This window comes from Micromonospora sp. WMMD975 (assembly GCF_029581215.1).
Classification (GTDB): Bacteria; Actinomycetota; Actinomycetes; order Mycobacteriales; family Micromonosporaceae; genus Micromonospora.
The window spans coordinates 5,355,977-5,382,055 of record NZ_CP120739.1; the positions used below are offsets into that span (position 1 = coordinate 5,355,977).

The following is a 26,079-nucleotide window of genomic DNA, read 5'->3' on the forward strand; positions in this document are numbered from 1 at the left end:
GCGGGCTCGGCGCAGCGCGGGCTCGGCGCGGGCTCGGCGCAGCGCGGGCTCGGCGCGGGCTCGGCGCGGGCTCGGCGCGGGCTCGGCGCGGGCTCGGCGCGGGCTCGGCGCGGGCTCGGCGCGGGCTCGGCGCAGATCTTGGAAGCAAACGGCCCTCAGAGGGGCACTCCGCTTCCAAGATCTGCGCGTGAGGACGCTTCAGGCGTCGAAGGTGCCCGATTTGAGGCCCTGGACGAAGCCGGTCCACCTGCGGGACGTGAAGGACAGCGTCGGGCCCTGGCGGTCCTTGCTGTCGCGGACCATGACGACCTGGGGCGGGGTGGCAACCTCGACGCAGTTTCCCTCGTTGCTGCGCGTGCTCTTCTTCCAGATGAGGCTGGTCATGCGTGGTCCTCCGCGATCGATGCGATGAGTTTGCGGGATTGCGCTTCGGTAAGCGCCAGCTTCTCCATGGCGGCCCACGCCTCCCCGTAGGTGGCTACCTCGCCTGGCTTGTCGAGATAGAGCGCGCCGGTCAGGCTGTCGGAGTAGACAAGTGACGGCTCTGTTCCGCCCTCGAAGTCGAGGATGGTGAATGTACCGCTGGTCATGTGGCCTCGGTGCAGGCCGGCAACCAAGGGGATCAGCCGGAGCGCGATATTGGGCTGCCTGCCGACAGTGACCAGACGTTGGAGCTGTTCCCGATCCACGTCTCGCCGTAGGACCGCCTCGTCGAGCAGCACGTCGAACTGGGGCGCACGCGGCGCGACTCGGGTCAGCAGCGCCTGACGACCGAGGCGCAGAGCCACGCGGCGTTCGATCTCTCCCTGACCCATGTCCGGTCGGGCTGTTTCCAGGACCCGGGTGGCGTATGACTCGGTCTGCAACAGGCCGGGGACGAGTTGCGCCTCGTAGGTGCGGAGGCGAGCGGCGGCGGCTTCCAGCCCGACGTACAGCTCGAACCACTCGGGGATGGCGTCACCGTAGGAGTGCCACCAGCCGCGCCCTTTCGTCTCCTTGGCGAGGCCCATCAGCGCCTCGGTCAGCTCCGGTGACGCTCGGTAAATTTTGCACATCGCCTCCACGTCGAGCGAGCGCATCGACGTCGCGCCGGTCTCGATGCGCCAGATCTTCGGCGTGGACCACTCAAGCGCGTCGGCTGCCGCCTTGACCGTCATGCGCGCTTCCTCGCGGAGCTTCCGCAGGTACCGGCCGAGTTGTCGCCTGGGGACGGTCGATCCGGCATCCGTCGTCATTGATCATTCCTCCTCCGCGACTACATACCGGGCGAAAGCTCCGCTCGATATGTAACACCTGTCGGCCACGCTGAGCAATCGAATACGTCGATGTGAAATGCGCTCAGCCGTTTCATCCAAGATGTAATATTGCACATCTCACCCGGTGAGCGAACGATGACCCTGGGTGTGGTGGTCGGATGACCGTGCGTGGCCCGGCCACCGCGCCCCTCACCTGAGGAGGGGCGGATGACCAGGCACGTCAGCTACGCGGAATACGTGCTCGCGCTGGCCGAGGAGCTGACGCGCAAGCACCGTCCGGTGTGGTCGCTACGCCGGGCCAGGCGGATGTGCTCGTGCGGTTCGCCGCTGCCCTGCCGGGTCAAGCAGCGCGTCCTGGTCAACCGGGGACACTGGTGACCGTGCGCGGTCCGGCGCCGCCGACCTCGGCCGGCGTGCGGGCCGGTGACCTGCTCCACGTGACGCGCGCCGCCAGCCCGCAGTTCGTCCGGCCGATCGTCTTTCGGCTGATTCGCGAACTCGACTGGACCACCTACGACGGATGGGTCTGGTTGGACGGCTACCAGGTCGACGAGCGCGGCGACGCGACCGCCCGCCGCTCCATCTTCGTCCGCAGAGCCGCACTCCGCCCCGCGACGAGTCGCTCCCTCCAGATCTTGGTACCGATCCGCCCCGCCGGGGGCGCAGTCGTACCAAGATCGCGGGCGTAGCCGGAAACCGCGCCGCTCCGCCACCCGGGACGCGGGCGGCGGAGCGGCGGTGTCGAGGCTCAGGCGATGGGGAGCTTGTCGAACTTCTCCCACGCGCCGATGGTGGTGCGGTTGGCGATCAGCGGCTTGTTGCCCGCGCTGTCCGCCGACACGTACCCGCCGTTGACCGTCGCCCGCAGGCTGATCGTGCCGTCCGCGTTGTCGCGGATGGTGAACGTCTCCCACGCGCCGACGGTGGCGCGGTTGGCGATCAGCGGCTTGTTGCCCGCGCTGTCCGCCGACACGTACTTACCGTTCACCCGGGCGCGCAGCGCGACCAGGCCACCTCCGGCGTCGACGAGGTCGAACTGCTCCCACGCGCCCACACTGTCGCGGTTGGCGATCAGCGGCTTGTTGCCGGCGCTGTCCGCCGACACGATCTTGTTGTTGGCCCGGGCGCGGAACGCCACCGGAGCGGCGGCCACCGGCGCTCCGGTGAGCTGGGTGAGCGTCGGGTAGTCCCCGTTGAACACGTTCTGGCTGTAGTTGCCCGGCTTGCTGGCGTCACCGGGGGCGTACTGCCAGATGGTCTCCGTCGTCCAGCCGGCCGGCAGCGCCGGCCGGGTGGCGGTGTAGCCGGCGATGTCCAGCGGGTGGTTGCCGAAGGAGGCGTCGTTGCCGGTGCACGGGTTCCAGTAGTTGGCGTTCGTGTAGATCATCACCGGCCGACCGAAGCGGGCCTGGAGCTGGTCGGTGAAGGCGCGGAGCCAGGCCGACGTCTCGGCGGGGGTCAGGCCGTAGCAGGTGGGCGCGCCGTCCCAGTACGGCCACTCCACGTCGACCATCGGCACGAGCGTCTGGGCGTCCTTGGCGAACCGCGCGTTGTCGGCGAAGAAGTTGGCCTCGACAATCGGGTTGCGACCGTCCGGCCGGGTGAAGTGGTAGGCGCCGACGAGCAGCCCGGCGGCCTTCGCGGCAGCGTAGTCCTCGGCGAAGTAGGGGTTGAGGTAGGTCTCCCCCTCGGTCGCCTTGACGTAGGCGAACTTGTAGCCCTGGGCCGCCAGCGCCGGCCAGTCGATCGGGCCGAGGTTGTGGTCGTGACTGGCGACGTCCACACCCTGGATGGTGTATCCGGCCGGGACGGCGGCTTTCGCCGAGACGGAGCTGACCCGCGCGCCCGGCTTGACGCCGGCGTGTGCCCGGCCGTCTCCGTCGGGGGTGGCGCCGGCCGCACCGGCGGGCGCGGTGGCGCCCAGCGCCGCGCCGAGCACCAGCCCGGCGGCGGCCAACGTCGAGATCCATCGTCGTGACATGGGGCCTGACTCTAATCCGCGCAGTGGTCGCGCGTTGCCCCGTGATCGACGTCGTGGGCCCGGGGTACGACGGGTGCCCGATCACCCGTCGTACCCCGGGGGTCCTCAGCGGACGGTGAGCGTGCCCGCCGCGGGCCGTGGACCGGCCACCGGCGGCAGCCGCTTCGGCTCGCCGCGGCCGGGCAGTCCAGCGCGGGCCAGCTCGCTCTTGGACGCGTACACCCGCTTCGCCGTCGAAATGTCCGCGAACGGCTGGGTGTCACCGACGCAGACCGTGCCCTCGTCCGGCAACGCACCGCTGAGCAGGTACGCGTCGATCCGGCTGGTCACGCACGCCGAGGTGCCGTACGCGGTGTGCCCCCAACTGTCGCTGCTGAGCAGCCGGCTGTTCGGCAGCAGCGCGGCCGAGCCGACCGCGCCCTGGTAGTTGGTCGCCGGGTCCCAGTAGTCGCCGACCACGAGCAGCGGGGCGGCGGTGGTGCGGTTGAACGGGCCGGTCCAGGCGTCCTCGTCGCGTACCGTCCAGGTGTCGCGGGCGCACGGCGAGGTGGTCCAGGCCCAGGCCCGCCCGAAGTACGGCGCGCGCTGGTCCTCCCGGGCCGCCAGCGCCGGCCAGGCGTCCGCGCTCTTCGGGTGGTACGCGTCGGTGCAGGCCACGGTCAGGAACGTCTCCTGCGCGTTGTCGTACGGGAAGTCGTACCCCGGCGCGGCGCGGGCGGCGAGCGCCCGGCGGGCGGTCGCGCCGGCGGCCCTCGACGCGCCCGGGGCGGTCGCGGCCAGCAGCTCGGCCGTCAGCTCGACGATGTCTTCCCAGCCGTACGGGTAGTAGAGCGCGTTGAGCGTGGCGCCGATGAAGTCGGCGTAGCTGATGGTGTACGAGCCGACCACCAGCGGCTTGACGCGCAGCCGCTTCGCCACCGTGTCGAACGCGGCGGCGGGGTGGTTGCCAAGCGCGCATCCTCCGGAGCGGGCCACCTGGGAGCACCGGAGCAGGATCTCGTTCAACGCCCGGTAGGCGCCGTCGGCGCTGCGCAGCCGGGTCTCCTGCATCTGGTTGCGGGCCTGCCCCCGGCCGACCCAGGCGTTCGGGTCGAGCACGCCGTCGACGGCGATCGTCCGGAACCGGTCCGGGAACATGTTGGCGTAGTACTGGCCCAGCGCGGTGCCGTAGCTGAAGCCCAGGTAGCTGAGCTTCCGGTCGCCGACCGCCCGGCGCAGCACCTCCATGTCGCGGGCCACCTCGGCGGTGGAGGCCGCGCCGGTCAGCGGTCTGCCGGTGGTCGAGCATCCGCGGCCGACCCGTTTCGAGGCGGCGACGTACGCCTTCTCCTCGGCCTTCGTCCAGGGGAAGGGGACGTTCAACCCGGCGTACGCTCGGGTCTGGTCCTTCACCGATCGAAAGCACCTGATGTTCTCACTGGCCGCCGCGCCGCGCGGGTCGACGCCGACGACGTCGAAGCGGTCGAGCAGGTCGTCGCCGAGGTAGTAGGGCGCGGCGAGCGCGAAGTCGGTGCCGGACACGCCCGGGCCGCCCGGGTTGACGAAGAGGCTGCCGATCCGGTGCTGCTGGTCGCGGGCCCGGACCCGGAGCAACGCGACCTCGGTGGTGGCGCCCTTCGGGTGGTCGTAGTCAAGCGGCAGCCGGACGCTGGCGCACTGGGCGTAGTCGTAGCAGGCGTACCAGTCGAGCCGGGGCGTCGGGACGCGGTCCACCCGGCGCGCCTCGGCCGCGCTGGTGCGGTCGTACGGCGGCGGCTGCGGGGTGGCCGCGGCGGGCGCGACGGCCGATCCGGCGAGGACGATTCCGGCGATCCCGGTGGCGGCGAGGGACCGGACTGCACGTGGCATCTGGTTGCCTTCCGATGGGGGACAGTTCCGTCGAGGCGCTCCCGACTGGTCACTCTGGGGAGCGACAAATACCCACTGTGTGCCCGACGCGTCGGCCGACGCGGCAAAAGGCCACGTCATGTAACGACTTTGTCTCGATCGACACCTTTCGGGATCCGATATGGAGCAGCCCGGTGACGGGAAGACGTCTCGGGCCAGCGGTTGACAGGTCGACCCGCTGGGCCATGCTTGTCGGGTGAGTTCGTACCGGAAGTCCGATGCGCGGGTGAAGGCCGTCATCGCGTCCCTGGCGACGGTGGCGGCGCTGGCGACGCTCGTGGTGTGGCGACCACCGGGCATCCTGTCGGTCGTCCTGGCCCTGACCTGCGTCGTGCTCGGCATGATCGCCGGGGTGACGATCACCACGGTCCGGCAGTCCGGCGGCGCGGGCGAGCCCCCGCCGGCCGAGACGTGGCCGCGCCCCGACCCCGGACACGGGTACGGAGTGGACGCCGACACGCTTGAGGCGATCGACCCGCGCGCGGTGCGGAACCTGCGGACCCCGGCCGCCCATCCGGTCGACGCGGACACGCTGGAGACGCTCGACCCGAGGTCGGTGCGGCAGCAGCAGCGCGCCGGGAACGGGCTCAGCGACCGGTGAGGGTGGGGCCGGCGAGCGCGTTCACGCCCTGCCCGGCCAGGCAGCGATAGGTCCGGTCGGGTTCGGTGTCGGGGGGAGGCAGCACTTCCAGGTGCCACCCACTCGCGCGCTCGACGCCGCTGACCAGCCGGAACGTGCCGACGTTGCACACCTTGCGGACGGCCGGGTCGGCGGCGACCGCCCGGTACGCCGCCCCGGCGAGCCCGACGGGCAGGTCACCGGCGGCGTAGGTCTCCCAGGTGTGCTGGCCGTCGCACGGCACCCGGCTCGCCTCGGCCCGGTCGCGGCGCAACCGCACCGGGCCGTAGCACTCCAATTCGGGCGCGCAGCGTGCGCCGGCCGGAAGTCGAACGGCGGCGGACGCGCATCCGGGCGACGGAGCCGCCTCGGCCACGCCTGTGGTCGCCGGTGTCGGCGACACCGCCCGCGGTGGGCCGCCGGCCAGCCAGGCGCCCGCGCCGGCCGAGGCGGCGAGCGCGAGCACCCCGGCCCCGCCGAGGAACCAGCGCTTCGGCCAGCGCCGGCTCCGCGTCGGCATGGTCGGGTGGTCGTCCTCGACGGGCGGTCGCGGGCTCGGCCCGCCGGGACGGCCGTACGGGCCGCCGCCGTGCACGCCGCCGCCCGGGTCGAGCGGAAGCGCGGCGAGCATGCCGCGAAGCTCGACGGCGGAGGGGCGCTCACCCGGATCGTTCGACATGCCCAGGCGGAGCACGTCGATCAGTTCGTCGGGCACCCCGGGCAGGCCGGGGATCGGTTGCTGGAACATCTCCAGCACGGTGACCAGGCTCGGGTTGCGCTCGGACTGCCAGCGCGGCGGGCGTCCGTGCATCACCGCGTAGAGCGTGGCGCAGAGCGCGTAGACGTCGACGGCCGGGCTGGGCGGGCTGTGGCTGAACATCTCCGGCGGCGCGTAAGCCGGGGTGAGCACCTCGAGCGTGACCGAGGCGTCGCGCACCTCGGCGAGCACCGCCAGGCCGAAGTCGGCGAGCACCGCCGAGTTGAACTCGGAGTGCAGGATGTTCGCCGGTTTGACGTCGCGGTGCAGGACGCCTGCCGCGTGCGAGTGGGCCAGCGCGTCGGCGATCTTCACGCCGAGGTCGCGGGTCTCCAGCGGGCCCATCGGCGAGGTGCGCATCCGCTCCGCGTACGAGCCGTCGCACAGTTCCATGATCAGGTAGGGGTGCTGGTCGACGGTGACCCCGACGTCGAAGAGGTCGACCACGTGCGGGTGCGACGACATCCGGCCGGCCGCGCGGGCCTCCCGCAGGAAGCGGGCCTGGTCGCGCTCGCTGTCGAGCGTCCGGTTCTCGACCTTGACGGCGACCTCACGCCCGACCGAGATCTGGGTGGCCCGGTAGACGGTGGCGTAACCACCGCGGGCAAACACCTCCAGATCGGTCAGGCCGGGCACGATGGGCAGCCGCAGGGCGCCGGGCGGGGTCTCGGTCACGGCTCGAAAATACCCAACGGTCCCGGTCGGTCAGCGCGCCGCGTCGGAGGCCGGCGCCGGGACGGACCCGGCCGACCCGGTCGGTCGCACCGATCGACGGGCGTCCCACCACAGGCCGGCGGCGGTGGCGAGCGCGCCCAGCCCCTCCCACGCGGCCACCCCGAAGAACCGGCCCGGCGCCACGTCGGCGAGCACCGCGATGGTGAACACGGTGAACGTGACAAGTCGGAACCAGACCGTGAAGCGGTAGAACGGCCGCCACTCGGTGGCGACCGCGAGCAGGTAGTAGACGCCCATGTTGAACGAGGCCATCGAGGACGCGGTGAGGAACGTCCCGGTGTAGTCGCCCGGGCCACGTTCGGCCGGCACCTCGAAGCCGAGCAGGCGTAGCTGCGTCTCCGGCCAGATCAGACCCAGCGCGCCGAGGAGCAGCGCGAGGAGCCCGAACACCGCGATCGTCCAGCCGGCGCCGGAGCGCGGCAGCCTCATCGTTCCTCCCCCAGCGGCGATCGCGCACGCGCACCGCCGCCCCAAACTAACCGGCCGCACCGACAAGCACATCCCCGGAACCGGCAGAACCACGATGCGGTCAGGCGGCAGCGAGGCGGGCCCGCAACGCGTCGGCCGCGGCCCGCTCACTGCGCTGCTCGGTGGCGTACGCCAGGCGCACCGCCTCCTCGGCGCTGGCCCTCGCCTCCACCGCACGCCCGTCGGCCGCCAGCGCCTCGGCCAGCACCATCCGCGCCACCACCTGACTGCGGACGTCCTCGGCCGGGGCGGCGATGGCCCGCCGCGCCCAGTCCAGCGCCTGTTCCCGCTGGCCGTGGGCGAGCAGCGCGCTCGCGTACCGGGCCATCGTCTGCCGCCGGGAGAACAGCAACGACGGCGCGTTCGCCGCCCCGGTGGCCACCGGGGCGAGCAGCCCCACCGCGGTACCCGGGTCACCGGCCGCGACCCGGGCCATGGCGAGCAGCACCCGCGGCGCGACCTGGGCCGGCGCCTGCGGATTGTGCGGCTCCACGCTGGTCAGCACCGACCGGGCCTCCCGTTCGGCGGTCTCGCAGTCACCCATGTCCAGCGCGACGAAACCGCGCAGCGTGCCGGCCATCCCGGTGAGCAGCGGGTGGGTCGTCCGGTCGGCGTACCCGAGCGCGTCGCCGAACAGGTCGGCGGCGTGCTCCGGCTCGCCCAGCCCGCGCGCCACCACGCCGCGCACCACGAGCGCGAAGCCCTGCCCCCAGTCGTCCCCCACCGCCGCGAACTCCCGGTACGCGCGCCGCGCCGCCCGGTCCGCCTCGGCCAGGTCGCCCAGCTCAGCCGTGGCATACGCCTCGACCGCCCGCAGCGTGCCCACCGCCCACGCCTCGCCGACCCGCTCCCCGAACGGCAGGAAGACGTTCGCCAGGCGGTACGCCTCCCGCAGCCGGCCGGCGAGCAGCCGGGCGAATGCGGTGGTGCCACGCAGCCAGGCTCGCCCGTACGGGTCCTTCAGCTCGGCGAAGAGCCGGGCGGCCCGGCCGAGCACCGCGTCGGTGCCGGCGAAGTCACCCCGGGTGGTGGTCACCCAGGCCAGGTTCTGCAACGACCAGGCCTGGCCGCGCGGGTCCTTCGCGGCGAGGCTGACCTGGTAGGAGGCGGCCAGCCGGCTGCTCGCCTGTCCCAGCCGGCCGGCGACGAAGTCGGCCATGCCGAGCCGGCGCATCGCCGAGGCCCGCAGGGTCGGCAGGCCGGCGTCGGTGGCCACCTGCAACGCCTCGGTGTAGCTGCGGTCGGCCCGCTCGACGTCGCCCAGGGTCTGCTGCGCCTGACCGGCAAGCAGCAGCGCGGCGGCCCGGGTGGCCGCTTCCCCGGCGTTCGCGGCGATCTTCTCGGCCGAGGCGAGCGCGTCGGCCGGGCGGCCGATCTGGAGCAGTGCCCGGGCGTGCACCACCCGCTCCGCCGGAGGCAGTCCGCCCCGGGCCAGCTCGGCGGCGCGCTCCGCGTACTCGACGGCGAGCGCCGGCTCCCCGACGCGCAGCGACCGGCGGGCGGCCCGGCCCAGCGCGGCCACGCCCAGGCCGGCGACCGCCCGGGCCGGCGCGTCCGGGCGGAGCTTGACCGCGTCGGCGAGCGCGTTCGCCCGCTCGACGTGCGCGGCGACGAAGTCGTCCCGGGCCGCCTCGGTGAACCCGCCCGCGGGGACGCCGGCCGGGTCCGTGCTCTCCGGCGCGGCCCAGCGGGCCAGTGCGGCGTGCCGCTCGGCCAGCTCGGCCTTGCTCACCCCGGCGTACGCGGCCTCACGCATCAGCGGCGTGGCGAACGCGAAGCCGGTGCGCGTCCGGTGCAGCATCCGGCGTTGCAGCAACTCCTCGACGGCCCGGTCCCACTCGACCTCGGCCACCGCGGCGGGACGCCCGTCCCGCCCGGCCCGTTGTTCCCGCAGCGCCTCGAGCGCGCCGGCGACGGCGGTGTCGCCGACCACCGCGGCGTCGCGCAGCACCGAGCGGGCGTCCGGCGGCAGCGCGTCGATGCGGGCGGCGAGGACGGCGGCCAGGTCCCGGGAGAGCAGCCGGCTGCCGAGCGAGCCGGGTGCCAGCCGCCAGGCCACGTCCGTGCCGCGCCCCGCGCCCGCGGTCAGCGCACCGCGCTCCATCAGCAGGGTGACCAGTTCGGCCAGGTAGAACGGGTTGCCCTGGGCGGTGGCGAGGAGCCGGTCCGCGTCGGCCTGCGGCAGCCGGCCGCCGCCCAGATAGCTGGTGAGCAGCCGGGCCGCGTCCGCGCCGCGCAACGGCGGCAGCGCGTGCACCTCGGCGTCCGCGAGCCGGGTCAGCACGCCTGCGGTCCGCACCAGCTCGGGGCGGCCGAGCAGCAGCGCCAGCACCGGCCCGGCCAGCCGGTTGAGGGCAAGCGCGAGCGCCTTGACCGTCTCGGCGGTGGCGTCGTGCAGGTCGTCCACCACGATCATCATGGGCGCCTCGCCGGCGAGCGCGTTGAGCAGGTCGGCGACCGCGTTCGGCACCGCCTCGGCGTCCGTCGGCGGCGCGGCGGCGTTCCACTCGACGCTGTCCGCGGCGGGCGGGAGCTCGGCGTACCCGAGCAGGGCCAGAAGCTGGTCCACGGCGATCTGCGGCGGGTCGCCGGGGAGCCGGGCGAGACGCTGGCCGAGCCGGCGCAGCCGTTCCTCGACGGCCGCCCGGGTGACCGCGGTCGCCGGGTCGCCGGGCAGGCCGACCGCGGCGCGGACCAGGTCGGCCAGGGGCGCCAGCCGGCGTCGCTCGCCGAACGCGGCGCAGCGGACCGAGAGCACCCGGGCGCCGGTGTGCGCCGCGTACCGGCCGGCGCCGACGTCGTAGCCGGCGGCGAGGCGCTCCACCTCGGCGGCGAACCGGGACTTGCCGATGCCCGCCTCGGCGGTCATCAGCAGCACCCGAGGCTCCCCCCGGTCGATCACCTCGGCGAGCCGGCCGGCGACCCGGCCGATCTCGGTCTCCCGGCCCACGTAGGGCGCCTCGTCGCCGAGACCGGACCGGGTGCCCGGGGCGTCCAGCAGGCCCAGCAGCTCGTACGCCTCGACCGGCTCGCGTTTGCCCTTGAGCCGCAGCGGGCGCAGCGCCCGCCAGGAGGCGACGTGCCGGGTCGCGGCGGAGGTGCGCGCGCCGGCGTAGATCGCGCCGACCGCGGCGGCGTCGGCGAGGCGCGCGGCGGTGTTCACCGTGTCGCCGATGACCGTGTATTCGATCGCGGCCTGGATGCCGGCGATGACGTTCCCGGTGTTGAGCCCGACCCGCAGGCCCAGCGGCGCGCCGCCGCCCCGCTCGTCGTCGAGCACCCGGCGAACGGCCCGCTGCATGGACAGCGCCGCCCGCACCGCCCGTTCGGCGTCGTCCTCGTGCGCGACGGGCGCGCCGAAGACCGCCATGATCCCGTCGCCGGTCAGCTTGTCGACGTGCCCACCGAACGTCTTGACCGCACCGGCGAGGGCGGCCAGCACCCGGTCGGTGACCGCCCCGACCCGCTCCGGGTCGAGGTCCTCCGACCAGGAGGTGAACTCGGAGAGGTCGCCGAAGAGGACGGTGACCACCCGGCGCTCGGCGGCCGGCAGCGTGGCGGCGGCCGGCAGCGCCGCGCCGCAGTTGTGACAGAACTTCGCGCCGGGCACGGCGACGGTCCCGCACACCGGGCAGGTCACGGCTGCTCCACCCCGAGGTGTTCGAGCTGGGCGCGGACCGACCACTCGGCGGCCCACCACAGCGACCGGTCCACGTCGGCGTAGACCACGGCGACCACCTCGGCGGCGGTGGTCGCGCCGGCGGCCACGGCGGCGCGCACCTGGTCGAGCCGGGCCCGCCGGTGGGCCAGGTAGGACTCGGCCACCGCACCGCAGTCGGCGAGCGCCGGGCCGTGCCCCGGCAGCGCCGGAATCCCCCGGTACGCCGAGAGCAGTTCCAGGCTCGACAGGTAGTCGCCGAGGTGCCCGTCCGGGTGGGCGACCACGGTGGTGCCCCGGCCGAGGATGGTGTCGCCGGTCAGCACCGCCGGCTGGTCGTCGTGCTCGACCAGGAGGCAGATCGAGTCGGCGGTGTGCCCGGGGGCGGGTAGCAGCCGGATGCCGAGACCCGAGTCGGGCAGGGTGGCGGCCGTCAGTGGCGCACCACCGATGGTGTGCGCCGGGTCGGCGGCGAGCACCGGCACGCCACCGAGCAGCTCGCTCAACCGGGGCGCGCCCTCGGTGTGGTCCGGGTGCCCGTGTGTGATCAGCACGAGCCCGACCGGGCCGTGCGCCGCGATCGCGGCCAGGTGCCCCTCGTCGGCCGGGCCGGGATCGACCACCACGGCCGGCGCGTCGAGGGTGGGCCGCAGCACCCAGGTGTTCGTCCCGTCGAGGGTCATCGGCCCGGGGTTGGGTGCGCGGAGCAACGTCACCCATGCCGGCAACCCGTCCGCCAGCGCCCCCGTCACACGCCCACCCATGGCAGCGATCGTACGACCCCGCCGGCCACACTCCGCGATCTTGCAGGTCCGGCCCCCGGGTTTGTCCTCGTCTGAGGCTTTGCGCCCGGGGGCGGACCCGCAGGATCGCGTTACCCGACCTCGACGATCAGCTCCACCTCGACGGGGGCGTCGAGCGGCAGCTCGGCCACGCCGACGGCGCTGCGGGCGTGCCGCCCGGCCTCACCGAAGACCGCGCCGAGCAGGTCCGACGCGCCATTGATCACCCCGGGCTGGCCGGTGAAACCGGACGCGCTGGCCACGAAGCCGGTCAGCTTCACGACCTTGACCACGTTCTCCAACCCGACAAGCGCGTCGACCGCGGCGAGCCCGTTCAGCGCGCACCGCTGCGCCAGGTCCTTGGCCTGCTCGGCGGAGACGCCGTTGCCGACCTTGCCGGTGGCGAGCAACCTGCCGTCGGCCATCGGGAGCTGACCGGAGACGTAGACGTGCCGGCCGGACTGGACGGCCGGCACGTAGCTGGCCACCGGCGGCACCACCTCGGGCAGTTCGAGGCCGAGTTCGGCGAGCTTGGCGTGGGGTCCGTTGCTCATCGGCTAACCCTTCGGGCGCTTCAGGTACGCGACGAGCTGCTCCGGGTTCGGGCCGGGCACCACGGAGACCAGCTCCCAGCCGTCCTCACCCCAGTTGTCGAGGATCTGCTTGGTCGCGTGGACCAGCAGCGGGACCGTGGCGTATTCCCACTTCTGCATCGGCGGAAGGCTCCCTTGCCTGACGTGGACTTCGGTCAGGCACAGCCTACGGTCCGGCGGCCTCAGCCCGTCGCGGGACGCTGCTCCGGCGCGGGCGGCTCGCCGCAGGGCCCCTCGTGCTCGTAACGCTGCGGGCAGCGGCTGCGGTCGACCAGCAGCAGGTCGCAGAAGACGCGGTGCCTGTTGTTCTGGTCGTCCGCCGTGGAGACGGTGGTCTCGCCGGCGTCCAACTCGGCGAGAAAGCCCAACGAGGTGGCCACGATGCTGGCGAGCGCGGTGGCCGACGCCAGGTCGGGCACCCGCACCGGCAGGTGGATGACGTAGCCGGGCTCCTCCTCGTCCCGGCCTCGGACGGTGGGCCGGACCAGTGTCCGGACCGTCTCCGCCGCGGGACGGTACGAGCGCTCGTTGAACGGTGTGCCCGCGCCGGGACCGTCGGCGCCGCCGGGCCGCGCGGCCCGGTCGCCGGGGGGAAACTGTGCTCGGGGAACGTTCTCCGCGTCGCGCATGCGCTGCCTCCGGGCGTCATACCTGCTCACCAACACCACCGTGCGGCTCGGCCTCCCCCGGTCCGGTCACCGCTCCGCGACGAACGTAGGGCGCGCCCACCCGCTTCGACAACGGGACGCGCACGCCTGATCACATAAAGTCACATATGCGACACAAGGCTGGTCCGAAACGCGACGGCGATTTCCCATCCGGCAACCACACACGCGGGGCTGGCAAGCGGGCCGCCGACCGCTACCCTTCCGGACTGGGCGGTCGCGGTCGCTCGCCCATCACCTCGACCCGTGCCCGTCGCCTGGGGCGGCGACGGGCGCGCCGCAACCCGGGGGAGTCCGATGACCCAACCGCCCGCCGGTGGTGCCACCGGCATGCCCGGCGACCCGATCCCGCAGCCGGTGTCCGCCGGCGCCACCCCGCCGGCCGGTCCCGGCCAGCCGGCGCACGCAGCCACACCACCGGGCCACCCGCCGTACCCACCCGGGGCCCGTCCGCCCAGGCGCCGGTCCCTGCTGGTCGTCTCGATCGTGCTGGTCGCGGCGGTTCTGCTCTGCGGCGGCGGCGGCACGGCCGCGTTCCTCGCCCTCCGCAACGGCGAGGACGGCCGGGGCGCGGAGGAGCCGCAGGTCGCGGTGGACGGCTTCCTCAAGGCCGTCTACCAGGAACAGGACGCCGAGAAGGCGGCCACGTTCGTCTGCTCCGCGGCCCGCGACGACGACCGGATCGCCGCCAAGGTCGCCGAGGTGCAGAAGTACGCCGGGCAATACCAGAACCCCCGGTTCCGCTGGACCAATCCGACCGTCGACAACCAGACCGGGGACCGCGCCACGGTCTCCACCCGGGTCACCATGACCACCGCCGACGAGAAGGTCGCCGACCAGGAGTTGCGCTTCACCGTGGTGCGGAGGACGGGTTGGTGGGTCTGCGAGGTCGCCTGATCCCGCCGGCTGGTTAGGCTCGACGGGTGGCAGCGAGTGAGCAGCCGGCCGAGTCCGCCGGCAGATGGCCCGGCCGCCTGCACGTGGTGACCGGCAAGGGTGGCACGGGCAAGACAAGCGTGGCCGCCGCGCTGGCCCTCGGGCTGGCCACCGGGGGCCGGCGCACCCTGCTGGTCGAGGTCGAGGGGCGACAGGGCATCGCCCAGCTCTTCGACACCGACCCGCTGCCCTACGAGGAGCGGCACCTCACCGACGCCCCCGGCGGCGGTGAGGTGCGGGCCCTGGCGGTCGACGCCGAGGAGGCCCTCCTCGAATACCTGGACATGTTCTACAAGCTCGGCGCGGCCGGCCGGGCGTTGCGCAAGCTCGGTGCGATCGACTTCGCCACCACGATCGCCCCGGGCCTGCGGGACGTGCTGCTCACCGGCAAGGTCAAGGAGGCCACCACCCGCACCAGCGGGTCACGCCGGGCGTACGACGCGGTGGTGCTGGACGCGCCGCCGACCGGGCGGATCGGCCGTTTCCTCAACGTCACGGCGGAGACCGCCCGGCTCGCCAAGGTCGGCCCGATCAAGACCCAGAGCGAGGGCGTCTCCGCGTTGCTCCGTTCGCCGATGACCTCGGTGCACGTGGTGACGCTGCTGGAGGAGATGCCGGTCCAGGAGACGCTCGACGCGGTGGCCGACCTGACCCAGTTGGGCTTTCCGGTCGGCCGGGTGATCGTGAACGCGGTCCGCCCGCCGGTCCCGGCCGGTCGCACGGTCACCGCGGCGGAGCTGAGGCGGGGGTTGGCCGCCGCCGGCCTGCCCACCGACGCGCGGACCGTGGCGGGCCTCGCCGAGGAGGCCCGCGACCAGCGGGTACGCCGCGACCTGGAGGACTCGCTGCGGGGCGACCTGGTGGAGTTGGAGCTGCCTCTGACCGAGCTGCCGCTGCTGCCCGACGGGGTCGACCGGGCGGGGCTGGAGACGCTGGCCGAGGCGCTCGTCCGGGCGGATTGACTCACACCTGCGGCCGGCACGGAGCAGAGAGCCCCTCGGGACCGATACGCTCGATTGGTGCCTTCCGAAGACGCGGCGCCTCCGCTGGACGTCGACCAGATCCTCGCCGACCCGGGCGTGCGGATCGTGGTCTGCTGCGGGGCGGGCGGTGTGGGCAAGACGACCACCGCCGCGGCGCTCGCGCTGCGGGCGGCCGAGCGGCACGGCCGGCGCACCGTGGTGCTCACCATCGACCCGGCCCGCCGGCTCGCGCAGTCGCTCGGCCTGACCGAGCTGGACAACACGCCGCGCCAGGTCAAGGGCATCGACGTCGAGGACAGCGGCGGTGAGCTGCACGCCATGATGCTCGACATGAAGCGCACGTTCGACGACGTGGTGCTCCAGCACACCGACCCGGCGAAGGCGGCGGAGATCTTCGCCAACCCCTTCTACCAGGCGATGAGTTCCACCTTCGCCGGCACGCAGGAATACATGGCGATGGAGAAGCTGGGCCAGTTGCACGCCCGCGGTGAGTGGGACCTGATCGTGGTGGACACCCCGCCGTCCCGCTCCGCGCTCGACTTCCTCGACGCGCCGGCCCGGCTGTCCCGGTTCCTCGACGGCCGGATGCTCCGGCTGCTGCTGGCTCCGGCGCGCAGTGGCGGGCGGAGCATGTTCAGCCTGGTCACGGCGAGCTTCGGGATGTTCTCGAAGGTGGTGCAGAAGGTGCTCGGCGCCCAACTGCTCACCGACCTGTCCGGCTTCGTCGCCGCGCTCGACTCGATGTTCGGCGGGTTCCGGCAGCGGGCCGAGCAGACGTACCGGATCCTTCAGGCTGGCGAGACCGCATTCCTGCTGGTCGCGGCGCCGGAGCCGGACGCGGTCCGGGAGGCCGCCTACTTCGCCGGCCGGCTGCGCGACGAGCGGATGCCGCTGGCCGGGCTCGTGCTCAACCGGGTGCACCGGCCCGCGGCGGCGGGGCTGTCCGCGGAGCGGAGCCTGGCCGCCGCGGATCGGCTGGCGGCCTCCGGCGGCCACGAGGCCGCCGCCGAGGTGCTGCGCGCGCACGCCGCATTGGCCCAGCAGGCGGTACGCGAGCAGCGGGTGGCGGCCCGGTTCACCGAGGCGTTCCCGGCGGTGCCGGCGGTGTCGGTGACGGCGCAGCCCGCCGACGTGCACGACGTCGACGGGCTGCGGACGATCGGCGAGGCGATCAGCCGGCAGTGAACGGGGCCGGCGGGCCGCCCGACGGTCAGGTGGCGGTGGTGACGAGGATCTTGTCCTTGCCGGACTTGTCCTTGGCGTTCTTCTTCATGGCCGCCTCGAACATCTTGCGCCAGCTGGTCACCTGCGGGTGCCGGCGCAACAGCGCACGGCGTTCGCGTTCGGTCATGCCACCCCACACCCCGAACTCGATCCGGTTGTCGAGCGCGTCGGCCAGGCACTCGTACCGAACTGGGCAGCTCCGGCAGATCCTCTTCGCCACGTTCTGTTCGGCGCCCTGTACGAACAACGCGTCCGGGTCCCCGTTCTGACACGCCGCCAGCGACGGCCAGTCAGTGATCATGCCCATCTGTACACGTCCCCCCTTGCAGTACCTACCGACTTCGTGCGAGCAGCCCCCGAACTTCCCCCCGGTCGTCCGGCCGACCTCCCCAGGGCGGCACGGACGACGTGTGACTGCGATCGCCGTCACCATCATGCTGTGTAGTCGCCTGATTACGCAACGTTGTCGGCTAAATCCATCATTCCGGACACTCCCGGCTTCCCGGGCCTTCGCCGCCGACTACCCGTCCCCGGTACGGAGAAACGCCGCCCCGCCCCCGAGATCGGCGACGACTTCCGGCGGATCTCACGCAACCCCGGACCAGGGCTCGTGCGTTTAGCACAACGAGGCCGGCGCGGGATGGAAATGGGGAAAGTTCCCCGTGCGCCGGCCGATCCCTGCTCGCGTACCCTGTCGAGGTGACCTGGATGCGGAAACGTGACCACAATGTCTTTACCAACGCCGCATCGCTGCTGATCTGTGGCCTGCTGGCCGGCGTGGTGGTCGCCGCGGCGGCCTTCCCTGCGGTGGCGATGTCCGGCCTTGCCGCAAAGGCGGGCGCCGAGACGTTCGGCGCGCTGCCCAAGGAGCTGACGGTGGCCCGCGCTCCGCAGATCACCTATCTGCTTGCCTCCGATCGCAAGACGCCGCTGGCGACCATGTACGACGAGAACCGCAAGGACGTCAAGCTCAAGGACGTCTCGCCGATCATGCAGAAGGCCCTCATCGCGGCGGAGGACCACGAGTTCTACAAGCACAACGGCGTCGACCTCAACGGCGTGGCCCGGGCGTTCGTCAACAACCAGTCCTCCGGCTCCTCCCAGCAGGGCGCCTCGACGCTCACCATGCAGTACGTCCGGCTGGCCATCTCCTACTCGGCCACCCACCCGGCCGACGTGGTCGCCGCAACCGAGGACACCAGCGCCCGCAAGCTGCGTGAGATGAGCCTCGCGCTCCAGGTCGACAAGGAGCTGTCCAAGGACGAGATCCTGGAGCGCTACCTGAACATCGCCGCGTTCGGCAACGGCGCGTACGGCATCTACGCCGCCAGCCAGGTCTACTTCGGCAAGCCGCCGAGCAAGCTCGACATCCAGGAGTCGGCGATGCTCGCCGGCATGGTGAAGGCGCCGACCGCGTTCGACCCGACCACCAAGGCCGGCTACCCGGAGGCGGTCGGCCGGCGCGACTACGTCATCCAGAACATGGTGCAGATCGGCGCGATCACCCAGGCGGAGGCGGACGCCGCCAAGAAGATCAAGCTGGTGGTGAAGGACAAGCGCACCCCGAACGGCTGCGTGCAGACCAGCACCAACTCCTGGGGCTTCTTCTGCGACTTCTTCTACCGCTGGTGGCTCGGGCAGGAGACGTTCGGCAGCACCACGTACGACCGTGAGCGGCGGCTGAAGAGCGGCGGCTACACCATCGTCACGAGCATGGACGTGCAGGCGCAGAAGGCCGCCGACAAGGCCGTCCGCAACCACCTGAGCGAGAGCAGCAAGGCGGCCCGGATGGTGGCCGTGATCGAGCCCGGCACCGGCCGGGTCCGGGCCGTGGCGACGAACCGCAAGTTCAAGATCGACGACCCGAAGCACCCGCAGAACAAGCTCGCCAGTGAGCCGAAGAAGGCCAAGAAGAAGATCCGGGGCAACTACCCGAACACGGTGAACCCGTTGATCACCGGCGGCCCCGGCATCTCCGGCTACCAGGCCGGCTCCACCTTCAAGATCTTCACGCTGGTGGCCGCGCTGGAGAAGGGCTACCCGCTCAGCTACCCGATCGACGCCCAGCCGGTCTTCAAGTCGGACTACCCGGTCAAGTTCAACTCACCGGCCGCCTGCCCGGGCACCAGCAAGTACTGCCCGAAGAACGCCAACCCCGCGATGGCCGGCATGCACAACATGTGGAGCGGCTTCAGCTTCTCGGTCAACACCTTCTTCATCGACCTCCAGCAGCGCGTCGGCGCCGAGAACGTGGTCAAGGCGGCGCAGAAGCTCGGCATCACGTTCCGCTCGTCGGACGACGCCGCGCTCGCGGCCAACCCGCACCAGTGGGGCGCGTTCAGCCTCGGCGTCTCGCAGACCACCCCGCTGGAACTCGCCAACGCCTACGCCACGCTCGCCGCCGACGGCAAATACTGCGAGCCGATCCCGGTGCAGGAGATCCGCGGGCCGGACGGCGACAAGCTCGACATCGCCAACCCGCACTGCGAGCAGCGGGTCAGCACCGAGGTGGCCCGCGCGGCGGTCGACGCCGCCCGCTGCCCGGTCGGTGACCACTCCTCCACCTCCAAGTGCGGCCCCTCCGCCACCGCCGGCAACGTCCGCGGCATCGTCAAGGCGCCGGTGGCCGGCAAGTCCGGCACCACCGACGGCGACAAGACCTCCGCCCTGGTCGCCATGACCAAGCAGTACGCGGTGGCCGGCATCATGGCCGACCCGGACTGGGCGCAGACCAACCAGAAAATGGGCCATGACGTGAAGGACGGCATCAACCCGGCCGTCTACGAGACGCTGCGCGACGCCATGAAGGGCAAGGAGCGGAAGAACTTCACCCCGCCGAGCGGCAAGATCGTCATGGGTGACCAGCGCTCGATCCCGGGCGTGAAGTGCGAGTCGGTCGACACCGCCAAGTCACGGATCAAGGGCGCCGGCTTCGAGCCGGTGGTCTCCAGCAACCGGGTGCCGTCGGAGTGCCCGGCGGGCAGCGCGGCCGGCACCAGCCCGGACGGGCGCACCATCAAGGGCGGCGTGGTCCTGATCGAGGTCAGCTCCGGCCAGGGCGCGCCGAAACCGGGCAACTCCGGCGGGCCGGACACGCCACCGAACCAAAACAACGGGCGGCCTGGACGCCGCTGACCGGGAAGCGACGACGACGGGCGGGCACCCCAGCGGGTGCCCGCCCGTTCCGTCCGTTCAGACGAACCTCAGAGGCCGAGCTGCCGGCGTACCTCGGCGGCCACCCGGCCCCCCTCGGCCCGGCCCGCCACCGCGGCCTGGGCCGCCTTCATGGCCGGGCCCATCTGCGCCTTGCCGGTGAAGCCGCCCGCGGCGAGCGCCCCCGAGACCAGCTCGGCCAGCTCGTCGTCGGGAAGCTGCTTCGGCAGGTAGCGCTCCAGCACCGCGCCCTCCGCGGTCTCCTTGCCGGCCTGCTCGGCGCGCCCGGCGTCGGCGAAGGCGGTGGCCGCCTCGCGCCGCTTCTTCGCCTCCTTGGTCAGCACCGCGAGCACCTCGTCGTCGCTGAGCTCGCGCTTCTCCCGGCCGGCGACCTCGGCGTTGCCGACGGCCGCGAGGGCCATCCGCAGCGTGGAGGTGGTCAGCTCGTCGCGGGCCTTGAGGGCGGCGCGCATGTCGGTAGTGAGACGGTCCTTCAGCGTGCTCATGGACGGTCAAACTACCCTGAACACCATGCGAAAGCGCACACTATTCCGGCTCGCGGCCGGAACCGCCGCCGTCGGCGCGGCCACCCTGGCGTACGCGTCGCTCGTCGAGCGCAACCTGTTCACCCTCCGCCGGTACGACGTGCCGGTGCTCCCGACCGACGCCGAGCCGCTGCGGGTGCTCCACCTGTCGGACCTGCACATGATGCCCAACCAGCGGCGCAAGCAGGACTGGGTGGCCTCGCTGGCGGCCCTCGACCCCGACCTGGTGGTGGTCACCGGCGACAACATGGCCGACCCGGAGGCGGTGCCCGGCGTGCTGCGTGCCCTCCAGCCACTGCTCGACCTACCAGGCGCGTTCGTGTTCGGCTCCAACGACTACACCGGCCCGGTCGTGAAGAACCCGTTCGCCTACTTCCTGCCCGACCGCGGGTACACCGAGGGTGTCCCGCTGCCGTACGAGGAACTGCGCGGCATCCTCACCGGCGCGGGTTGGGCGGACCTGAACAACGCCCGCACCACGCTGAAGGCCGGCGGGCGGGAGATCGAGCTGGTCGGTGTGGACGACCCGCACATCGAGCGCGACGACTACGACGCGGTGGCCGGGCAGGTGAGCGACCCCGGCGCGCTGTCGATCGCCCTGACCCACTCGCCGGAGCCGGCCGTACTGGACCGGATGACCGCCGACGGCTTCGGGCTGCTGCTCGCCGGGCACACCCACGGCGGGCAGGTCTGCGTGCCCGGGTACGGCGCGCTGGTGACCAACTGCGGACTGCCCCGGTCGATGGCGCGCGGCCTGCACCGCTGGCCCGGCTCGGATTCCTGGCTGCACGTCTCCGCCGGGCTGGGCACCCACCCGACGGCCCCGATCCGCTTCGCCTGCCCACCGGAGGCGAGCATCCTGACCCTGATCCCCCGCTGACCCCGCTCCACGGCAGGGCGGGGGGTACTGAATTTGATCCCGGGAGCGGGTGGGCTACTATTTGTCGGCACGCCTCGGGGTGTGGCGCAGCTTGGTAGCGCGCTTCGTTCGGGACGAAGAGGTCGTCGGTTCGAATCCGGCCACCCCGACCAGAGGTAGAACGGGTCGAGGCCCCTCCACGGAGGGGCCTCGACCCGTTTGCGGGTCCCACCGATGCTCCCGATGCAGCGAGAAGGCAGCAGCACTCGGGCGCCTCGGCGTGGATGAACGCACCGTGACGAGCCAGATACTACGATGACGGCTCCCCCCCTCGTCTCACCCTCGGAGTGGCATGTGGCCCGCCGTTTCCTCTTCTCGGATGAGAGTGGCGACCTGTCCTTCACGAAGGGGCCGAACATCTCGAAGTACTTCGCGGTCGGAACCCTGGTCATCGACGAGGCAGAGCTACGGAAGCTTCGGGCGACGCTGGCGGCCCTCCGCGACGAGTTGGCATTCCGGAACCATGGCCTCGACTCCTACTTCCATGCCACGAAGGACTCTCACGACGTCCGGGCGGCCGTCTTTGCCGCACTGTCATCGATCGACTTCCAGTTCGACGTGACGCTGCTTGAAAAGTCGAAGGCACAGCCACACCTCCATCGAACCGACGCGGTCTTTTACCAGTACGCGTGGTACTACCATCTCAAGTGGCTCGCACCGAGACTCTTCGCCCAGGACGACGAGGCGCTGATCGTGGCGGCCGAACTCGGCACCAAGAAGACGCGCAAGGCCTTCCGTGGGGCGATCGAGGATGTGCTCACCCAATGTGTGAGCTACCGGGTCAAACGCAGCCTGGCCTTCTGGCCGTGCTCAAGCGACTTTGCCCTGCAAGCTGCGGACTACTGCACCTGGGCAGTGACCCGCAGGCGAGAGCGAGGCGACGAGACCTACCTTGAGATGATCCGCCCGAAGGTCCGCTACGAATACGATCTCTGGGCGTCGGGCAGGACGCACTACTACTAGCCCGACAGCACGAACCCCCGCCCAACTAGGCTCTCGCCAGAGCCCAGGGGCTCTTTCGTCGAACGGGGTCGCGCAGGTTCATCCTAACTCGCAGCCTCACTTGGCAGAAGGGCAACGCGCTCCGCACCCAAGCACTCTCGCACAGTAACGACTGAACGCCCTGTTCGGGCCCTCCACGTAGGGCCTTGACTCGAAGGCGATTGAGGGCCGCCGGTCGGTGCGCCCGGCTGTGGGCGGTCGTTCGCTCCGCCTGGCATGGTTGACGCATGCCAGCCATGATCCGATCCCGCCTGACCGATTGGACCACCGTCGCACCCGTGGTCGCGGTGCTCCTGCTCGTGTTCACCTGGGGTCGGGAACTGCCCGGCGTACTGATCTTCGTGGTCGCCGGCCTGCTCGCGGTCGCCGTCCTGGCGGCCGTCCACCACGCGGAGGTGGTGGCGCACAAGGTGGGTGAGCCGTACGGCTCGCTGGTGCTGGCGGTCGCGGTCACCGTGATCGAGGTCGGTCTGATCGTCACCCTGATGATCAGCGGCGGGGACAAGACGCAGGCGCTGGCCCGGGACACCGTCTTCGCCGCCGTGATGATCACCTGCAACGGCATCCTCGGCCTGTCCCTGCTGCTCGGCGCGCTACGCCGGCAGGTGGCGGTGTTCAACCCGGAGGGCACCGGCGGCGCGTTGGCCACCGTGGCCACCCTCGCCACGCTCAGCATGGTGGTGCCGACGTTCACCACCAGCCGGCCCGGTCCGGAGTTCTCCCCGGCCCAGCTCGCCTTCGCGGCGGTCGCGTCGCTCGCGCTCTACCTGCTGTTCGTGATGGTGCAGACCGGCCGGCACCGGGACTACTTCCTCCCGGTCACCCAGGAGGGCAGCATCCTGCCCGAGGATCGGGACGGCGACGGGCACGCCGAGCCGCCGTCCACGCGTACCGCCCTGGTCAGCCTGGGTTTGCTGGTCGTGGCGCTGGTCGCGGTGGTCGGCGACGCGAAGACCGTCTCCCCGGCGATCGAGACCGCCGTCCAGGCGGCGAACCTGCCGCAGGCGTTCGTCGGCGTGGTCATCGCCCTGCTGGTGCTGGCACCGGAGACGCTTGCCGCCGCCCGGGCGGCCCGGCGGGACCGGGTGCAGATCAGCCTCAACCTCGCTCTCGGCTCGGCGATGGCGAGCATCGGCCTGACCATTCCGGCGATCGCCATCGCCTCGATCTGGCTGGACGGCCCGCTGCTGCTGGGCCTGGGCGGCACCCAGATGACGCTGCTGGCGCTGACCGCGGTGACCGCCGTGCTCACCGTGGTGCCCGGACGGGCCACCGTGCTCCAGGGCGGCGTGCACCTGGTGCTGCTGGCCGCGTTCGTCTTCCTCGCCGCCAGCCCGTGATCGGACGCCGCCGGCCCGGACGCATGCTCAGTCGTGCAGCTCGGTGCGGGCTACCTCGGTGAACGCCGCGGTCAGGTAGTCGGCGAGCGGGCACCCGGTGACCGCCAGCAGGTCGGCGACGAGAAGCGGGGCGTGCCGGGCGACGGCCCCCGGGTCGGGTGGGTTCTCGTCGTCGCCCGGGTCGTAGACGCCGAGCGCGCCGGCCAGCAGCACCAGCAGGACGTGCGGGTCGACCTCGGGCCACCACGCCGCGCTCGACCGGACGCAGCGCTCCAGCACCTGGCGAACGTCGTCGCCGTCCAGCCCGTCCGGATGCCCCTCCTCCAGCAGCAGCCGGACCACGCCGCCGAGCACCAGCCCGGCCCGGTCGGCGGCGGCGAGTCGTTCCACGGCCGGCTGGTACGCCTCGGCGTCGCGCGCCCGGGCCGCGTCAACCGCATCACTGGCGGTCACAGCGATCTCGCGGGCGGGAGCGGGCAGATGACGCCAGGTCACACTCACCACCCCAGCATCCCAAACCAGCCACACCCACCCCTCCCCACCCCGCTCGTCGATCAAGGAGTTTGCGTCACCGTGAGGCACGTGCTCCGACGCGAACCCCTTGATCAACGCACCGAAGGTGGGTGGCGGACGGCAGCGGGCCCCGGAGCACAGCTCCGGGGCCCGTCGGTGGTGCGGGTCAGGCGGCGGGGACCTCCGCGGTGGTCTGGATCCGGTCCAGCGCCGGCGCGGACACCGGCGACTTCTCGGTCAGGTACGCGGTGAGGGCGTCCAGGTCGATCTGGCCGGTGACCGCGTTGGTGCCGCCGGTCAGGACGCTGAAGCCGTCGCCACCACCGGAGAGGAAGTTGTTCACCGTGATCCGGTACGTGGCGGTGTCGGTCACCGGGGTGCCGTTGATGGTGAGGCTGCCCCGGACCACGCGGGTGCCGGCGCACGGCGTGCCGGCCGGCGCGGTGGTGCCGTCGACGTCGACGACGTAGTGCACGCTGGACGACGCGTAGAGCACCCGGGCCACGGTGAACTGCTGCTCCAGCATGCAGTAGAGCTGCGCCCCGGTCAGGTCCAGCGTCACCAGGTTGTTGGCGAACGGCTGGACGGTGAACGCCTCGGCGTAGGTGACCGGGCCGGCGTCGATGTCGGCGCGTACGCCGCCGGGGTTCATGAACGCGGCGACGGCGTTCTGCTCGTTGTCGGTGGCGGCGAGTTGTGAGTCGGCGATGAGGTTGCCCAGCGGCGACTCACCGGTCTGGTAGGTCGGCTGGCCGTTGGCGTCGACCCCGGTCTGGTACAGGTTCTCCTGGGTCTTGGTGATCGCCTCGCTGGTCTCGCCGACCACCCGGTCGGCCACCGGGCCGAGCGCGGTCTTGTACCTGTTGATCAGCTCGGTCGAGGCCGGGTCCTTGGCCACGTCGCGGGTGACCACGACGTTGTTCGCCGACGCGCTGATGACGTCCCGGGTACGCGGGTCGATCTTCAGGTTGATGTCGGTGACGAGGCGGCCGAACGAGCTGGCGCTGGTGACCAGCTTGCCGTTGATGTTGCAGTTGTACGCGGCGTGGGTGTGCCCGCTGACGATCACGTCGATGGCCGGGTCCATCCGGTTGGCGATGTCGACGATCGGCCCGCTGAACCCGGTGCAGTCGTTGATGCCGCCGCCGTTCTGCACGCCGCCCTCGTGCAGCAGCACCACGATGCTCTTGACGCCGAGCAGTCGCAGGATCTTGGCGTACTTGTTGGCGGTGTCGGCCTCGTCGGTGAAGCGCAGTCCGGCGACGCCCTGCTGGCTGACGATGTTCGGGGTGCCCTCCAGGGTCATCCCGATGAAGCCGATCGGCACACCCTTGACGATCTTGATGCCGAACGGCTGCATCAGCGGCAGGCCGGTGGAGGTCTTGAACGCGTTCGCCGAGAGGTACTTGAACTTGGCGCCCTTGAACGGGGTGCCGTCGGCGCAGCCGTCCACCGGGTGGCAACCGCCGCGCTGCATCCGCAGCAGTTCGGTGGCGCCCTCGTCGAACTCGTGGTTGCCGACGCTTGCGAACTCGAGCCCGGCGAGGTTCATCTCCTCGATGGTGGGCTCGTCGTGGAAGGCGGCGGAGAGCAGCGGCGAGGCGCCGATCAGGTCGCCCGCGGCGACCGTGACCGTGCCCTTGCCCTGCTTCTTGGCCGCCGCGCGCATGGCCTTGAGGTGGCTGGCCAGGTATTCCACGCCACCGGCGGTCTGCCCGTCGATGGTGCCGCTGGACCCGGTCGGTGGCTCCAGGTTGCCGTGCAGGTCGTTGATGGCGAGCAGTTGGACGTCGACCGGCTTCGAGTGGGCCTCGGCCTGGTCGGGGTGAACGGCGACCGCGGTGAACGCGGTCGCGGTGAGTGCGGCCAGGCCGACGGCGGCCCGGCGGCGCATCCCGGGGACGGACATGGAACTCCTCGTGAGATACCGGCGCGTGGTGGCCGGACGATGGTTCGCCCGGCGGCCCTGATCCGTGCCGTGACAGGGGTCGATCGCGGACGGCGGCGATCGGGGGAACGCCGCCCCGCCCGGGGTAGCTTCTCATCCACCGGGCCGCAGGTCG

The 26,079-nt window shown here is 72.1% G+C and carries 25 protein-coding genes and 1 tRNA gene; 11 read left to right on the forward strand and 15 right to left on the reverse strand.

Annotated features, from left to right (window positions below; all coding sequences use genetic code 11):
• Positions 1-198 precede the first annotated feature (198 nt).
• Both O7613_RS23785 and O7613_RS23790 read right to left on the reverse strand, forming a co-directional pair.
• Positions 199-384, reverse strand: a complete 186-nt coding sequence (locus tag O7613_RS23785) for a DUF397 domain-containing protein (protein WP_282290082.1) — start codon at positions 382-384, stop codon at positions 199-201.
• The gene (locus O7613_RS23790) at positions 381-1,235 is read right to left on the reverse strand and encodes a helix-turn-helix transcriptional regulator (protein WP_282290083.1); all 855 of its coding nucleotides are present in this window, start codon (positions 1,233-1,235) and stop codon (positions 381-383) included. Before O7613_RS23790 ends, O7613_RS23785 begins: the two co-directional genes overlap by 4 nt.
• 228 nt (positions 1,236-1,463) lie before the next feature.
• Between O7613_RS23790 and O7613_RS23795 the strand changes: the two genes are divergently transcribed.
• A complete protein-coding gene (locus tag O7613_RS23795; RefSeq protein WP_282290084.1) occupies positions 1,464-1,634 on the forward strand; it encodes a hypothetical protein in 171 nt (56 codons plus the stop codon).
• Between the two features lie 2 nt (positions 1,635-1,636).
• Complete coding sequence (locus tag O7613_RS23800; RefSeq protein WP_282290085.1) at positions 1,637-1,945, forward strand: hypothetical protein; 309 nt, start codon at positions 1,637-1,639, stop codon at positions 1,943-1,945.
• A gap of 59 nt (positions 1,946-2,004) precedes the next feature.
• On the opposite strand, the gene O7613_RS23805 is transcribed toward O7613_RS23800, so the two are convergent.
• Positions 2,005-3,237: a GH25 family lysozyme gene (locus O7613_RS23805; protein WP_282290086.1), complete on the reverse strand. Its 1,233-nt coding sequence runs from the start codon at positions 3,235-3,237 to the stop codon at positions 2,005-2,007.
• 105 nt (positions 3,238-3,342) lie between these two features.
• Entirely contained in the window at positions 3,343-5,085 is a 1,743-nt protein-coding gene (locus O7613_RS23810; protein ID WP_282290087.1) for an alpha/beta fold hydrolase, read from the reverse strand.
• A gap of 235 nt (positions 5,086-5,320) precedes the next feature.
• On the opposite strand from O7613_RS23810, the gene O7613_RS23815 reads away from it, so the two are divergent.
• Positions 5,321-5,725, forward strand: coding sequence for a hypothetical protein (locus O7613_RS23815; RefSeq protein WP_281586221.1), 405 nt, complete (start codon positions 5,321-5,323; stop codon positions 5,723-5,725).
• Here O7613_RS23815 and O7613_RS23820 read toward each other — a convergent pair.
• From O7613_RS23820 to O7613_RS23850, 7 genes are all read right to left on the reverse strand, one after another.
• Positions 5,712-7,175, reverse strand: coding sequence for a serine/threonine-protein kinase (locus O7613_RS23820; protein ID WP_282290092.1), 1,464 nt, complete (start codon positions 7,173-7,175; stop codon positions 5,712-5,714). The two genes, O7613_RS23815 and O7613_RS23820, sit on opposite strands and share 14 nt — an antisense overlap.
• 30 nt (positions 7,176-7,205) lie before the next feature.
• A complete protein-coding gene (locus O7613_RS23825; protein WP_281586217.1) occupies positions 7,206-7,664 on the reverse strand; it encodes a hypothetical protein in 459 nt (152 codons plus the stop codon).
• Positions 7,665-7,764: 100 nt separating this feature from the next.
• A complete protein-coding gene (locus O7613_RS23830; RefSeq protein WP_282290093.1) occupies positions 7,765-11,343 on the reverse strand; it encodes an adenylate/guanylate cyclase domain-containing protein in 3,579 nt (1,192 codons plus the stop codon).
• Positions 11,340-12,125 (reverse strand): MBL fold metallo-hydrolase, encoded by a 786-nt coding sequence (locus O7613_RS23835; RefSeq protein WP_282290094.1) that lies wholly within the window; start codon positions 12,123-12,125, stop codon positions 11,340-11,342. The genes O7613_RS23830 and O7613_RS23835 overlap by 4 nt, the downstream gene beginning before the upstream one ends.
• A 110-nt stretch (positions 12,126-12,235) precedes the next feature.
• Entirely contained in the window at positions 12,236-12,697 is a 462-nt protein-coding gene (locus O7613_RS23840) for a RidA family protein (RefSeq protein ID WP_281586211.1), read from the reverse strand.
• A 3-nt stretch (positions 12,698-12,700) separates the two neighbouring features.
• Entirely contained in the window at positions 12,701-12,856 is a 156-nt protein-coding gene (locus O7613_RS23845) for a DUF4177 domain-containing protein (protein ID WP_013289021.1), read from the reverse strand.
• Between the two features lie 62 nt (positions 12,857-12,918).
• Positions 12,919-13,365 (reverse strand): hypothetical protein, encoded by a 447-nt coding sequence (locus tag O7613_RS23850; protein WP_281590022.1) that lies wholly within the window; start codon positions 13,363-13,365, stop codon positions 12,919-12,921.
• Between the two features lie 333 nt (positions 13,366-13,698).
• Here O7613_RS23850 and O7613_RS23855 point away from each other — a divergent pair, with 333 nt between their 5' ends.
• From O7613_RS23855 to O7613_RS23865, 3 genes are read left to right on the forward strand one after another with little or no spacing between them, the layout of a single operon-like run.
• Positions 13,699-14,298, forward strand: coding sequence for a hypothetical protein (locus O7613_RS23855; RefSeq protein ID WP_281586210.1), 600 nt, complete (start codon positions 13,699-13,701; stop codon positions 14,296-14,298).
• Positions 14,299-14,324: 26 nt separating this feature from the next.
• Positions 14,325-15,299, forward strand: coding sequence for an ArsA-related P-loop ATPase (locus tag O7613_RS23860; protein ID WP_281586208.1), 975 nt, complete (start codon positions 14,325-14,327; stop codon positions 15,297-15,299).
• Positions 15,300-15,353: 54 nt separating this feature from the next.
• Entirely contained in the window at positions 15,354-16,505 is a 1,152-nt protein-coding gene (locus tag O7613_RS23865; protein ID WP_281586206.1) for an ArsA-related P-loop ATPase, read from the forward strand.
• A 25-nt stretch (positions 16,506-16,530) separates the two neighbouring features.
• Here the strand turns inward: O7613_RS23865 and O7613_RS23870 are convergent, their stop codons facing one another.
• Positions 16,531-16,851 carry a WhiB family transcriptional regulator gene (locus O7613_RS23870; RefSeq protein ID WP_281586205.1) on the reverse strand — a complete coding sequence of 107 codons (321 nt, stop codon included), beginning with the start codon at positions 16,849-16,851 and terminating at the stop codon, positions 16,531-16,533.
• A gap of 401 nt (positions 16,852-17,252) precedes the next feature.
• On the opposite strand from O7613_RS23870, the gene O7613_RS23875 reads away from it, so the two are divergent.
• Positions 17,253-19,679: a transglycosylase domain-containing protein gene (locus tag O7613_RS23875; protein ID WP_282290098.1), complete on the forward strand. Its 2,427-nt coding sequence runs from the start codon at positions 17,253-17,255 to the stop codon at positions 19,677-19,679.
• A 68-nt stretch (positions 19,680-19,747) separates the two neighbouring features.
• Here the strand turns inward: O7613_RS23875 and O7613_RS23880 are convergent, their stop codons facing one another.
• On the reverse strand, positions 19,748-20,203 hold the full coding sequence (locus O7613_RS23880) for a GatB/YqeY domain-containing protein (RefSeq protein ID WP_281586201.1): 456 nt from the start codon (positions 20,201-20,203) through the stop codon (positions 19,748-19,750).
• 25 nt (positions 20,204-20,228) lie between these two features.
• On the opposite strand from O7613_RS23880, the gene O7613_RS23885 reads away from it, so the two are divergent.
• The 4 genes from O7613_RS23885 to O7613_RS23900 all read left to right on the forward strand — a co-directional run bounded on the left by O7613_RS23885 (position 20,229) and on the right by O7613_RS23900 (position 23,503).
• Positions 20,229-21,122: a metallophosphoesterase gene (locus tag O7613_RS23885; protein WP_281586199.1), complete on the forward strand. Its 894-nt coding sequence runs from the start codon at positions 20,229-20,231 to the stop codon at positions 21,120-21,122.
• 75 nt (positions 21,123-21,197) lie between these two features.
• Positions 21,198-21,274, forward strand: a tRNA-Pro gene (locus O7613_RS23890).
• 181 nt (positions 21,275-21,455) lie between these two features.
• Entirely contained in the window at positions 21,456-22,124 is a 669-nt protein-coding gene (locus O7613_RS23895) for a DUF3800 domain-containing protein (RefSeq protein WP_281586197.1), read from the forward strand.
• 275 nt (positions 22,125-22,399) lie between these two features.
• Positions 22,400-23,503 (forward strand): ionic transporter y4hA, encoded by a 1,104-nt coding sequence (locus O7613_RS23900; RefSeq protein ID WP_281590020.1) that lies wholly within the window; start codon positions 22,400-22,402, stop codon positions 23,501-23,503.
• Positions 23,504-23,530: 27 nt separating this feature from the next.
• Here the strand turns inward: O7613_RS23900 and O7613_RS23905 are convergent, their stop codons facing one another.
• Together O7613_RS23905 and O7613_RS23910 are read right to left on the reverse strand one after the other, a co-directional pair.
• Positions 23,531-24,004, reverse strand: coding sequence for a hypothetical protein (locus O7613_RS23905; RefSeq protein ID WP_282290101.1), 474 nt, complete (start codon positions 24,002-24,004; stop codon positions 23,531-23,533).
• A gap of 178 nt (positions 24,005-24,182) precedes the next feature.
• Entirely contained in the window at positions 24,183-25,925 is a 1,743-nt protein-coding gene (locus O7613_RS23910; RefSeq protein WP_281586193.1) for a bifunctional metallophosphatase/5'-nucleotidase, read from the reverse strand.
• Positions 25,926-26,079 lie beyond the last annotated feature (154 nt).

Coding starts and splice junctions, on each gene's coding strand:
- O7613_RS23785 (WP_282290082.1), bottom strand. CDS start 384: ATGACCAGCCTCATCTGGAAGAAGAGCACGCGCAGCAACGAGGGAAAC.
- O7613_RS23790 (WP_282290083.1), bottom strand. CDS start 1,235: ATGACGACGGATGCCGGATCGACCGTCCCCAGGCGACAACTCGGCCGG.
- O7613_RS23795 (WP_282290084.1), top strand. CDS start 1,464: ATGACCAGGCACGTCAGCTACGCGGAATACGTGCTCGCGCTGGCCGAG.
- O7613_RS23805 (WP_282290086.1), bottom strand. CDS start 3,237: ATGTCACGACGATGGATCTCGACGTTGGCCGCCGCCGGGCTGGTGCTC.
- O7613_RS23810 (WP_282290087.1), bottom strand. CDS start 5,085: ATGCCACGTGCAGTCCGGTCCCTCGCCGCCACCGGGATCGCCGGAATC.
- O7613_RS23825 (WP_281586217.1), bottom strand. CDS start 7,664: ATGAGGCTGCCGCGCTCCGGCGCCGGCTGGACGATCGCGGTGTTCGGG.
- O7613_RS23835 (WP_282290094.1), bottom strand. CDS start 12,125: ATGGGTGGGCGTGTGACGGGGGCGCTGGCGGACGGGTTGCCGGCATGG.
- O7613_RS23840 (WP_281586211.1), bottom strand. CDS start 12,697: ATGAGCAACGGACCCCACGCCAAGCTCGCCGAACTCGGCCTCGAACTG.
- O7613_RS23845 (WP_013289021.1), bottom strand. CDS start 12,856: ATGCAGAAGTGGGAATACGCCACGGTCCCGCTGCTGGTCCACGCGACC.
- O7613_RS23850 (WP_281590022.1), bottom strand. CDS start 13,365: ATGCGCGACGCGGAGAACGTTCCCCGAGCACAGTTTCCCCCCGGCGAC.
- O7613_RS23855 (WP_281586210.1), top strand. CDS start 13,699: ATGACCCAACCGCCCGCCGGTGGTGCCACCGGCATGCCCGGCGACCCG.
- O7613_RS23870 (WP_281586205.1), bottom strand. CDS start 16,851: ATGGGCATGATCACTGACTGGCCGTCGCTGGCGGCGTGTCAGAACGGG.
- O7613_RS23875 (WP_282290098.1), top strand. CDS start 17,253: ATGCGGAAACGTGACCACAATGTCTTTACCAACGCCGCATCGCTGCTG.
- O7613_RS23880 (WP_281586201.1), bottom strand. CDS start 20,203: ATGAGCACGCTGAAGGACCGTCTCACTACCGACATGCGCGCCGCCCTC.
- O7613_RS23885 (WP_281586199.1), top strand. CDS start 20,229: ATGCGAAAGCGCACACTATTCCGGCTCGCGGCCGGAACCGCCGCCGTC.
- O7613_RS23900 (WP_281590020.1), top strand. CDS start 22,400: ATGATCCGATCCCGCCTGACCGATTGGACCACCGTCGCACCCGTGGTC.
- O7613_RS23910 (WP_281586193.1), bottom strand. CDS start 25,925: ATGTCCGTCCCCGGGATGCGCCGCCGGGCCGCCGTCGGCCTGGCCGCA.